Below are 11,540 nucleotides of genomic sequence, written 5' to 3' on the forward strand. Positions count from 1 at the left end.
AGACCGAATGTAGAGCGGCAGTCCCAAACCTTGCATTACCTGACGCTGTTGTTGACAACCGGGGGAGTCCATGTAGCTTTGCTAATCGGCAATAAAATAGCTGTCTAAAATTAGCGAGGAACGAGCAAAAGCCAGCTGTTTTTTGTCCGCTTGAGCAACTTGTTAGAGCACCTATATATCCAGTGGTTCATATGAACCGCTTTCATTAATAAACCCAATTTTTATAGCAATATTAGAATTTAAACTACTTCTAACTGATTCCAATCGTTCAAGGAGCCTTGGAGTCATCATTTCATCGATAATACCGTGGACAACAACTATAACTTCGCCCTTATCTATATTGTTAATCGAAATACATTTTTTAACGTGCATCACTGCACGAGCAATTCGCAAACGTAAAGAGTTTATCAATGCTTTATGGGAAAAGGACTTTACTTCAATAGCAGTGTTACCTTGAGGGGTTACGACAATAAAGTCTGTTGCAAACCTTGAGCGAGGCTGCACAACTTCAGCTCCATTCCTCATAAAATATTCCGCCACGGCATTTTCGGCAAGAAAACCAATTGCTCGGGGAGATTCTGATTGATAAAAGTGTATTATTTGTTCGCGATCTTCTTCATCTAAATCAATCTCTCCTAGTTTATTCATCGCAATACTGAGTATTCCTTTAACTTGAGAGGTTAACCCTTTGATTTTTTCAAAATCTTCCCGAGTTAAAAACCTGTTGTGTGCTACTTTATTCCTTAGTTTATACAACAATTCCCATTTTTTTTCTAAACCTTGCGAGTTTTCATCCAATAGAGATGAAAAGTACTTCTCCCAATTAGATTTAGGAATGTACTTCAATATTTTGGCTCTATCAGAGTCATCAAACTTGGTTTTTAGTAAAACTCTGTCTAATTCGTCAAGTGTTATATCTCTTTTTTTCTGGAAAAGAACTTCCGATAAATTTATGAAATCCAATTTATAAAGGTCATTTAAATGAGCATCTTCTTCTTCAAACTTCTCAATTTTTTTAGCTAAATCAGGGTGAATTGTTTCTTTTGACCAATCCATTCCCACATTAATCAGCATGAATTTACTGATTAACTTTCTCATCACATTTTCAACATCATTAATCAAAGGGTAAGCTTTATGTGCGTAGTGCCGACCAATATCATCCCAAAGAATATTAACTACTGTTGATTCAGGATTTATTCGTTTACTTATTTGCTTAATTTTATTTCCGACTTCTGCAAACTCTTCGACTAACTCGTCATTTGTATTTTCTAAAGCAATTAAAAAGTACCTTTCCTTATTTGAAGGTATATCATCTGTTTCAACTTTAAATTTAACTGTTATTAGAGGTCTTGATTTAGGGGTTTTTTTATAGGTTAATTTTTGCCCTGTTATTGATATTAATGAGTCAACTTTTAGAAAGTCGACGAATGCCTTCTTGCTATTACAAAATGAATCATCATTTGTAACTAGTACTAAAAATTCAATTTTCACTCAATTTCCTTTGATGCAGATGCTAAATTCATCGACGGTGCTCTAACGCCTTGCTCACCGGAAAATTAGGAGCGCAGCGAGTAATTTTTCCGAGTGCAGCAATTTGTTAAGTGGCTCTTGAAAAAGACTAAAATTAAAAATCACCTGTCGATGTGATTTCTCCTTCAATTTTCTCAACAAACGTTGCAACACAAAGACGTAACTCAGATAGCTTATCTGATGTAATCTCCACACGACTACCTTCCTTTGTTCTTCCGCCCCTGTGGACTATGTCATGACGAATTACAATGTAATCCATTAGCTGTTCAATTTCTGGTCTTTCAATATCCAGCGAACTCGAAAAAAGCGGAATAACCCTGTCAAGACGATGCCAGACAGTTTTCTGTATGTATTGCTCAACCTGATCTCTTAGCGCCTCAAGACGGTTAAATATAGTTGATAGTGACAATTTTTCTTTCTTAAACTCGGAGCAGTTTGAAACGAATCGTTTAAAAACATCCTCATCGGTTTTAACCCAATATGACATAGTGTCTGACAAATATGTCTCTAAAGCAGCAATAAGATGTGAATAGAGCAGTTGGCGTAACAGTACTTTATGCTCAGAATCTAGAGCCGCCGCGTTTAATGAATCAATTTCTGATAAACGCTGGAGAAATTGTTTGTAAGGCGAGTCCTCCGATTCAACTTCAAAAGAAAAGTATTCATCGTAATCGGGCTCAGTATGTATTGGGGCCCATTCATATATACCATCGGACTCCACATCATCAATTACAGCACGCACTATCTCATCATCAAATAAATCCCCGAACCTGCCATACAGCTCATCCTCTGCTTCGTAAGGACCGCCATGAATATAGAGGTATCCTCCTTCGCGACCATTGTAGGGTGTATCATTCGCTGGGTCCCAAAAGCGACTAATGAACCATTGTCGCATTGCCTCATGACGCAGGTCAGGCGGTGCTGCTGAAAGCCATTCATTATCAGGTTCGAAGCCTGACCTTGTATTAACGCCCGCCTCTTCTGGCAATTCCGGGTAGTAATCTTCAAGGTGGTCGTTATGACCCATCGTTAACCTCGGTATTTTTCTTAATGGTTCAGCTCGGGGAAATGCAAAACCGCTTAACATTTTATTCAACGACATCATGTCGTATAACTCTGTCGTATATATCTTCACTTAAATTAACATGTAACCATTTGGTATAAAACAAAAAATCTAACTTTATCATATAGATTCATCACTAAGATATACGACATGATGTCGTATATCTCGCTTTCGTATCAATTTCCATGCAACTGACTCACATGTGATTTCATCATTCATGTTCTTTGCATCGTAAATCAGGGACAAGTGATTCGAAATAATAAAGCGATATTCTATAGTCTCAGGTCTGTTCATTTACAGCCGTTCAAATATGACTGACATGCCACCACCGATTCATCAACATTCACACAAGTTTTTCGACCATCTGGTATTGCAAGCCAATGCCGCTCCGATCACGCAAAAGACACCCTGAATGCGTTTGTCCAGACAAATCCAAATCGTGGAACAGCGTCATCAACTCAATTTCAGAAACGCTACCGCCCTTTACATTTAAGTAAATTGGATGATGGAAATTTGACGCATATGCATCATATGCAGATATGGCTGATGTTTCACGTTTTGATGTGTTTTAGATTGCATATCTGTGCTTTGGGGCAAGGTTCTGAGGCGAGGAAAAAGGAGGCGTTGCCTCCTTTTGCAAGTTGGAGTGAAGGGGCTGATGACGCGGGGTTACTGCACCATCACACTCTTCACCATACCGGCTTCAGCATGGCCGGGGATGTTGCAGGCGAACTCGACACTGGGTTCGCCGTGGAAGTGCCAGAGCAGCTGTTTTGCCTGTCCTGGTTTCACCGTCACCGTCGAGCCGCTGTCGTGGTCATGACCGGCAGTCATCTGACGCATCATTTCACGGTGTTTGAGTTGCTCTTCCATTGAGCCGATGGAGAATTCGTGATCAATTTTGCCGACGTTCATTACCACAAATTGCACGATGTCATCGGGCTCGATGTCGACTTCTTTCTTAAAGCGGATTTTCATGTCATCCGACAGCAGTACATGCACCACTTTATCGGGTTTGGCGCCCTGAGCAGGCATCCCGACTGCCGACATCCCTGCCATCGACATGCCGGCATGATCCATTTTGTCAGAGCCCATCTGGCTGTGATCCATCTTCGCATGGTCCATTTTGCCGTGATCCATACTGCCATGGCCCATTTCATCGGCCAGTACTGGGGTTGCCAGCGCAACAGACATCATGATTGCAAATACAGTTTTCTTCATGGGATTTCCTTCTTAGTGTGTCGACACAACTTGTGTTTGCAGGTCTTTGCTTTTCCAGAGTTTAAAAATGGCCGGAATCACCAGCAGCGTCAGAATCAACGCAGAGGCCATGCCGCCAATCATGGGAGCGGCAATCCGCTGCATGACTTCCGAGCCAGTGCCCGAACCGTACATAATCGGAATCAGACCGATAATGACGGTGCTGACCGTCATCATGACCGGACGGACCCGCAGTCCAGCCCCTTCACGAATCGCATCGGTCAGATCCTGCGCCTGAAGTGGCTGATTGTTTTCAGCGGCATGTAACTTGCGCCCATGCCAGGCCTGATTGAGATACACCAGCATGATGACCCCGATCTCAACCGCCACGCCCGCAAGCGCAATAAAACCAACCCCGACAGCAATCGAGAAGTTATATTGCAGGACATACAGCAGCCAGATGCCGCCCACCATCGCCAGCGGTAAAGTGGCGAGAATCACCAATACCTCACCGACCCGCCGGAAGCTGAAATACAGCAGCAAAACAATAATCATCAGGGTGATCGGCGTGACCACACTCAGCCGGGCCTTGGCGCGTTCCATGTATTCATACTGACCGGACCAGCTCAGCGAATATCCGGCAGGCAGCAAAAGCGCATCGGCCACCACCTGTCTGGCCTCGGCGACATAAGAACCCAGATCCCGGCCATCGATATCAACAAACACCCAGCCATTCGGCCGCGCATTCTCGGTTTTGATCATCGGCGGGCCATCTTCGTAGCGAATCTCCGCAACATCGGCGAGTGCAATCCGGGCGCCGTTCGGCGTCACCAGCGGCAGGTTCTGAAGCTTCACCACCGAATCACGGTAATCCTGCGGATAACGGACATTGATTGGATATCGCTCCAGCCCTTCAATGCTTTCTCCAACATTCATCCCGCCGACAGCAGAGGCAATCACTTGCTGAACATCCTGGATATTCAGTCCATAGCGGGCCGCCTGCCGACGCTTGATATCAATGGTGACATAACGTCCGCCCGCAACCCGCTCGGCATACACAGACGCCGTGCCGCTGATGCCGTTGAGAATCGGCTCAATCTGTGCGCCTATCTGCTCGATCACTTTCAGATCCGGACCGGCAATCTTGATGCCGATCGGCGTTTTGATCCCGGTCGAGAGCATATCGATGCGGGTTTTGATGGGCATCACCCAGGCATTGGTCAGCCCCGGGAACTGCACCCGATCGTCGAAGGTTTTACGCAGGGATTCTGTGGTCACACCTTCACGCCACTGATCTTTCGGTTTCAGCTGGATCACGGTTTCAATCATGGTCAGCGGCGCCGGATCCGTCGCAGTTTCCGCCCGGCCAATCTTGCCCCACACGGTTGCCACTTCCGGCACGGTTTTAATCAGCTTGTTGGTTTGCTGAAGCAACTCCCGCGCCTTCCCGATTGAGATGCCGGGATACGTGGTTGGCATGTACATCAGATCGCCTTCATCCAGCGGTGGGATGAATTCACTGCCGGTGCGGGTCGCCGGATAATACGCCGAGGCCAGCAACGCCAGCGCCACCACCAGCACGGATTTCGGATAGCGCAGACTGAGATTGAGCAGCGGCCGGTACAAGGCCACCAGCCCGCGGTTGGCCGGATTTTTGTGCTCCGGAAGGACCTTGCCGCGAATGAAATACCCCATCAGCACGGGCACCAGCGTAATCGCCAGCCCGGCAGCCGCAGCCATGGCATAGGTTTTGGTGAAGGCCAGCGGGGCGAACATTTTGCCTTCCTGCCCTTCAAGCGCGAACACCGGCACAAAACTCAGGGTAATGATCAGCAGCGAGAAGAATAACGGCGCACCGACTTCTTCCGCGGCTTTGCCAATCACCTGCCAACGGTTTTTCTCCGTCAGCGGCGTGCGCTCAATGTGCTTGTGAACGTTCTCAATCATCACAATGGCGCCGTCCACCATGGCCCCGATCGCAATCGCGATACCGCCGAGCGACATGATGTTGGCATTGATCCCCTGCCAGTGCATCACCACGAAGGCAGCCAGAATCCCGACCGGCAGGCTGATGGCGATCACCAGAGAAGAGCGGATGTGGCACAGGAAAATCGCACACACAATCGCCACCACGATGAACTCTTCCGCCAGCTTCTGCCAGAGATTCTCAACCGCTGCATTGATCAAGGTCGATCGGTCGTAAGTCGGCACGATCTCGACACCATCCGGCAGGCTGCGCTGCAGATCGGCCAGCTTGGCTTTCACCGAATCAATCACCTGACTGGCGTTCTCACCGTAGCGCATCACGATCACGGCACCGACCGCCTCGCCTTCGCCATTCAGTTCTGAAATCCCCCGGCGCATCTGCGGCCCGATATTGATATCCGCAATATCGCCCAGCAGTAAAGGCGTCCCTTTTGCCGTGACTTTCAGAGGAAGCGCATTGAGATCATCGACCCCGGTCAGATAGCCACTGGTGCGAACCATGTGTTCCGCTTCAGCAACCTCAATCACGGAAGCCCCGGTTTCCTGATTCCCTTTCTGAATCGCCTGATTGACCTGCTGTAACGTCAGGTCGTATGCCCGCAGTTTGGCCGGATCAATCTGAACCTGATACTGCTTCACCATCCCGCCGACAGTCGCGACTTCCGAGACGCCGCTGACGGTCTGCAGTTCATATTTCAGAAACCAGTCCTGCAGGCTGCGCAGTTCCGCCAGATCGTGCTGACCGGTTTTATCCTGCAACACATAGCTGTACACCCAGCCCACCCCGGTTGCATCCGGGCCCAGCGTCGGTTTGGCATTGTCCGGGAGTTTCGGCGCGACCTGACTCAGATACTCCAGCACCCGGGAACGCGCCCAGTACATATCGGTGTCGTCATTAAAAATGATGTACACATAGGAATCCCCGAAGAAGGAATACCCGCGCACCGTCACCGCACCGGGCACAGCCAGCATGGCGGTCGTCAGCGGATAGGTCACCTGATCTTCCACCACCTGAGGTGCCTGTCCCGGATAACTGGTTTTGATGATGACCTGGACATCGGATAAATCCGGCAGCGCATCCACCGGGGTGTTCTTCACGCTGTATAAGCCGCCGAATGTCAGAAACACCGTGGCCATCAGCACCAGAAACCGGTTCCGGAGCGACCAGCGAATGATGGCACTGATCATTGTTCACCCCCGGATTTTTCCAGCTGTTTCAGGGTGTATTCGCTGCCGTTGCGTGCAATCAGAAAACGGACGGTCTGGCCCTCACTGAATCCGGACAGATCCACTTGATCATCCACCGTAAAACTCATTTCACCGGCCTGCCACTGCCACTCAGACACCGCCTGATGCGACAGGGTGATCATGCCGAAATCCGCCATCAGCAGCGTGATATTGCCGTCGACCCAGACTTCACGGGCAGCGGCTTCCCGCACCTGATAATCCACCACTTCAAACTGGCCGGAATCCGCTTTGGCGATTTCAAAATCCAGCGCCTGACCCGTTGTCAGCGACGCGATCTCCAGCCCGTCGGCCAGCGTGAAATTCATCACCATTCCCGGCCACTCCCATTCGGGAACAGGCTGATGGTTGATGGTCAGCATCCGGTGTCCGGTCATGACGCCCGTGATCTCTCCCGTCGCCCAAACCGTTTCCTGTGGTGGCTCGACGCCATTGATCCGCGCCAGATCTGCCGTCTGACTGGATTCAGAATCCAGCATGAAGTGGGCCGAGGTGACGACGCGATCCTTCACAGTCAGACCTTGCAGCACCTCGACATTCCCTGCGGCTTCACGGCCGGTTTCAATCCGGGCCGAGCGGTATTTGCCTTCCCCTTCAGCCAGCACCACCCGGGTCATGCCACCGGAACGAATCACGGCAGCAGCCGGAATCGTCAGCACTTCGCTGTCTGTCACCGGTTCCAGCGTAATGTTGGCAAACATGTTGGGTTTGAGTTCGCCATTCGGATTCTCAAAATTCAGGCGCATCCGCAGCGTTCGGGTGGCCGGATCCAGAATGGGATAAACATAATCCACCTTGCCCTGCCAGGTGCGACCGGGCAAAGCATCCAGCCGCATGCTGGCCTGACTGCCAGCGCGGATCCAGTGCACCTGACGTTCAAAGACTTCCGCATCCACCCAAACCGTATTCAGCGGGCCGGCACTGATGACAGCCTGTGCGGGCGACAGATACGCCCCTTCCCGGATATTCAGCGTGGCGATCACGCCGTCTGCCGGTGCTTTGATCTGGATGGTCTGGACTGACCGTCCCCGTTTCACGATGGCCCGGATCTGTGCCTGATCGACGCCCATCGCAACCAAGCGGTCAAACGCGCCCTGAATCAGGCCGTCACGTTTTGAGCGGTAAGCATTGAGTAATTCTTCCTGCGCTTTCACCAGTTCCGGCGAATACAGGGTAAACAGCACATCGCCCTTGCGGACCTGCTCTCCGACCGCATTGATCGATAACGTTTCGACCCAGCCACTGACACGCACATTGGTCTGCCACAGGTGCCGTTCATCAAATGCGATATAACCCACAGTCTCAATCCGGGGTGACAGCGGCTGCAACGTAACCTGTGCCGTTTTCACACCCAGGTTGTTTTCAACCGCCGGATCGATCCGAACCGTACCGGGTTTACTTTTTGCCGATCCGCCCGCCTCGTCATACACCGGGATCAGATCCATCCCCATGGGGGACTTTCCCGGCTGATCCCGCTTGTAGTTCGGATCCATTGGCGCAACCCAGTAGAGCGGCTGCTTCTCCTGCGTCATGGAAGAATCTGCCGCGCTCGCAGCGGCACCGTGGCTGCTCAGAAACTGGCTGCCCAGATAGCCCAGCCCACTGCCGATCAGCAAGGCCAGCGTTGTCATTGTGATGGTTTTCATAGGTTCTCCTTGCGAATCAGTCCGACAGCGGTTGCGCTGCCAGTGACGGGGCGATTTCCTGCAATGCGCGCCCCCCGAGCAAAAAAGCCAGATTGCTGTTGGTCTGGTTCAGATCCGTGGTCAGCCGGGCCAGTTCAGTTTCAATAGCCAGCGCATCGCTGGCAGCCAGAATCACCTCACTGAACTGCGCCGTATTGTTCTGATAACCCCGCTCCACCGCCTGAGTGCGCGCTTTGGCCTGAGGTAAAAGACTCGACTGATACCGGACCAGCCTTTGCTGCTGATTCGTGCGATCGGCCACCAGCGCATTCACCCGGGCATTCATCTGCGCAAGGATCAGATCTTTCTGTGATTTGGCGGCGCCCACCTGATACTGGGCCGCAGCCTGCTGGCGATCCTGACGGTTGCCGGTAAACAACGGCAGATCAACGGTCAGAAATGCACTCAGCAGATCCGACGCAGGCTCACCCCGCATATTGTTGGCCTGGCGGTAGCCATACATCACTTCGACCCCGAACTGCGGCTGATAGGCTTCGCCCGCGATTTCTGCCTGCGTTTCGCTGGCCGCAATGGCGGTATCGGCGACTTTTGCCAGCGGATGCGCATTGAGGAAAGAAAAGTAATGGCGAGACTGGCGCTCAGCGGCCAGCATGGCGTCCAATTCCTGCCAGGAGAGCTCATCATTTACGATAAGGCCCGACGTTGCCGCTAACCAGTCTGCGCCCAGCCACTCAGACATCTGAGCAGTCAGTTTCCGCTGCATTTGCTGATTGGCCTGGATTTTGTCGTCCAGTGAGGTCACCTGAAGCTGCGCTTTCAGTAAATCCTGTGCTTCACTGGTTCCGATGGCGTAGTTGGTTTCAATAAAGCCAGCCAGTTCCGACATCAGTTGCCGGTTGTCACGCAACAAGCGTTCTGCCGTCTGCTGATAGCCCAGTTCCAGCCAGAGCTGGGTGACTTGATTGGCAACATCCCTTTGTCTGACAAGGCGTTGCCAGTCAATGCCGTCCGCCTGCTGACGTACTTTTCGGGCCTGAAGCGCGAGCGTATCGCCGCGCTCAAACTGCTGCATCAGTCCGACGGAAATATTCGTCATCGGGTCTTCATCAAACTGAAAACTGTCGACAGGCAACCCGCCGACACCGAATTTCAGCTTCGGGTCCATCTGTGTTGCGCTGGCAATTGCCGTCTCACGCAAAGCGTCAGACTGGGCTGTCAGCTGTTTTTGGCTGGCATCGTTGACCAGCGCGAGCGCGATCAGGGTCTGTAAAGAGACCCGCTGAGTCTCGGGCTGAACAGCAGAGACGACTGTCCCGGTTGCCATCACAGGCAACGACATCAGCCCGAGCGTACTGAAGCTCAGTACGATCATGGATAGTTGTTTTTTCACTTCTGAATCCACTCTGTTTTTGTTGACTGCCGGACAGCGGCAGCAAAACAACATTCACTGCCAACGTGGTGTGTGCAGTGTTACCCGGAGTAAAAGCTGGATTCAGGCGATGGGAGGACGGTACAGCGACGACGCTGTCGAGACCGCAGCCACAACGGCTTCGGTGGGTCGCAGTGCCAGTTGGCTCAGGAGATTGAAAGGACGATAAGGCGCAGGCAGCACCATGGCCGTTCCGCACAACACGGTGCAGCAGGGGTGCGCATCTTTGTCATGCTTGCAGGGGCCACTCACGTTGTCTTGTGGCGGCTGTGCGTGCCTGTCTTGGCTGCCGGATGCATGATGGTGTGTGTCGGACGTCATGCTGCTTTCAGGCTCGGCATGATGAGACATGCCTGCACACTGTGTCATTGCGGATGAAGATTGCGTTGGGGCAGACAAACGGTCACTGATCATGCTGATCGCCATCAGCGATGCACTGTTCGCCACACTCGACACCAGAAGTGTCAGTGCAGTCAGCAGTGTAATCCAGATTGTCCGGTTTGAATTCCGACGCATCATCAGCCTTAAGCAGTTACAACGGCATCACCATAAAGCTTCCCCTAGGGGGAAGGTCAATGTTGATGACCATCTCTTCTATAAAAAAATGGACAAAAGATAAAAAAGTGCAAGCTGCGCTGTCACAAGACAGGGGGGATTACGGCTGATTCTCACCACTGTGACAGATTCGCGTCGCTATCAGGCCCAATGAAGACCATCATCTGAAGAAGGATTGGCTGAGGATCGGATATGAGAAAATGGTTTGTTCTTACCTGGGCGCTGGTTGCCACTGGGCTTCTGCTGAATATTCTCTCAGCCCTGATGACCAACTTTTATATCGAAGGGACAACGGTTGAAGCGAACCGTCTGGTACAGCAGCAGCATGGAAACGACAAGCTGATCAGCCTGACCTGGCAGCAAATCGAATCACTCGAGCAGAAAAAAGAGCTCGTCCTGATTCTGGTTTCAATGTCGGAAACCAGCCCGGCAAGCTTACCGGTATCCGTCGCCCAAGAGTTACAGCGCCAGCTGGAACACTGGCAAGTGTCGATCTCCGCAGCCCTGTCAGCAGAAAGCGTCCAGCACACCATGACAGCGGTAAATGCGGAGCAGGCCCTGCTCAGAGACAAAATCAATCAACTCTTTATTGAAAATCTGGCCCTGAATTCAGAGTACACCCAGCGTATGACAACCATCTCCGGGCTGAGAAGTTTGGCTCTTTTTCTGCAAATTATCGGACTCGCGCTCATTCTTGCCCGGGATCTCAGCAGGCGGCAGGATCGGAAGGCGTGAGTCTGTCGCAATGTGTCATTGCAGTTGGGATAACCTTTGGTCGTTCCCGCCTGCTCGAAAATGACGGTAAATGAATGAATTTAAAATCATTCGTCGTTCCCGCGAAGGCGGGAACCCAGTGACGTTGATGCGCCGGAGCCTCGTCTGGGTG

8 protein-coding genes are annotated in these 11,540 nt (G+C 51.1%); 1 reads left to right on the forward strand and 7 read right to left on the reverse strand.

Annotated elements, in window-relative coordinates; genetic code table 11:
- Nucleotides 1-171: 171 nt before the first annotated feature.
- The 7 genes from Q4579_RS22255 to Q4579_RS22285 all read right to left on the reverse strand — a co-directional run bounded on the left by Q4579_RS22255 (nucleotide 172) and on the right by Q4579_RS22285 (nucleotide 10,615).
- Nucleotides 172-1,491, reverse strand: coding sequence for a HEPN domain-containing protein (locus tag Q4579_RS22255; protein WP_303567073.1), 1,320 nt, complete (start codon nucleotides 1,489-1,491; stop codon nucleotides 172-174).
- A gap of 133 nt (nucleotides 1,492-1,624) precedes the next feature.
- Nucleotides 1,625-2,635 carry a HEPN domain-containing protein gene (locus Q4579_RS22260; RefSeq protein ID WP_303567075.1) on the reverse strand — a complete coding sequence of 337 codons (1,011 nt, stop codon included), beginning with the start codon at nucleotides 2,633-2,635 and terminating at the stop codon, nucleotides 1,625-1,627.
- A 627-nt stretch (nucleotides 2,636-3,262) separates the two neighbouring features.
- The gene (locus Q4579_RS22265) at nucleotides 3,263-3,814 is read right to left on the reverse strand and encodes a copper-binding protein (protein WP_303567077.1); all 552 of its coding nucleotides are present in this window, start codon (nucleotides 3,812-3,814) and stop codon (nucleotides 3,263-3,265) included.
- Nucleotides 3,815-3,826: 12 nt separating this feature from the next.
- On the reverse strand, nucleotides 3,827-6,967 hold the full coding sequence (locus Q4579_RS22270) for an efflux RND transporter permease subunit (RefSeq protein ID WP_303567078.1): 3,141 nt from the start codon (nucleotides 6,965-6,967) through the stop codon (nucleotides 3,827-3,829).
- Entirely contained in the window at nucleotides 6,964-8,670 is a 1,707-nt protein-coding gene (locus Q4579_RS22275; protein WP_303567080.1) for an efflux RND transporter periplasmic adaptor subunit, read from the reverse strand. Before Q4579_RS22275 ends, Q4579_RS22270 begins: the two co-directional genes overlap by 4 nt.
- Nucleotides 8,671-8,686: 16 nt before the next feature.
- Nucleotides 8,687-10,060: a TolC family protein gene (locus Q4579_RS22280; protein ID WP_303567081.1), complete on the reverse strand. Its 1,374-nt coding sequence runs from the start codon at nucleotides 10,058-10,060 to the stop codon at nucleotides 8,687-8,689.
- Between the two features lie 102 nt (nucleotides 10,061-10,162).
- A complete protein-coding gene (locus Q4579_RS22285; protein WP_303567084.1) occupies nucleotides 10,163-10,615 on the reverse strand; it encodes a hypothetical protein in 453 nt (150 codons plus the stop codon).
- A 231-nt stretch (nucleotides 10,616-10,846) separates the two neighbouring features.
- Between Q4579_RS22285 and Q4579_RS22290 the strand changes: the two genes are divergently transcribed.
- Nucleotides 10,847-11,389, forward strand: a complete 543-nt coding sequence (locus tag Q4579_RS22290) for a hypothetical protein (RefSeq protein WP_303567087.1) — start codon at nucleotides 10,847-10,849, stop codon at nucleotides 11,387-11,389.
- Nucleotides 11,390-11,540: the final 151 nt, after the last annotated feature.

This window comes from Photobacterium sp. 1_MG-2023, from assembly GCF_030547945.1.
In the GTDB taxonomy this organism is placed as follows: Bacteria; Pseudomonadota; Gammaproteobacteria; order Enterobacterales; family Vibrionaceae; genus Photobacterium.

Coding starts and splice junctions, on each gene's coding strand:
- Q4579_RS22285 (WP_303567084.1), bottom strand. CDS start 10,615: ATGCGTCGGAATTCAAACCGGACAATCTGGATTACACTGCTGACTGCA.
- Q4579_RS22265 (WP_303567077.1), bottom strand. CDS start 3,814: ATGAAGAAAACTGTATTTGCAATCATGATGTCTGTTGCGCTGGCAACC.
- Q4579_RS22290 (WP_303567087.1), top strand. CDS start 10,847: ATGAGAAAATGGTTTGTTCTTACCTGGGCGCTGGTTGCCACTGGGCTT.
- Q4579_RS22270 (WP_303567078.1), bottom strand. CDS start 6,967: ATGATCAGTGCCATCATTCGCTGGTCGCTCCGGAACCGGTTTCTGGTG.
- Q4579_RS22275 (WP_303567080.1), bottom strand. CDS start 8,670: ATGAAAACCATCACAATGACAACGCTGGCCTTGCTGATCGGCAGTGGG.
- Q4579_RS22260 (WP_303567075.1), bottom strand. CDS start 2,635: ATGATGTCGTTGAATAAAATGTTAAGCGGTTTTGCATTTCCCCGAGCT.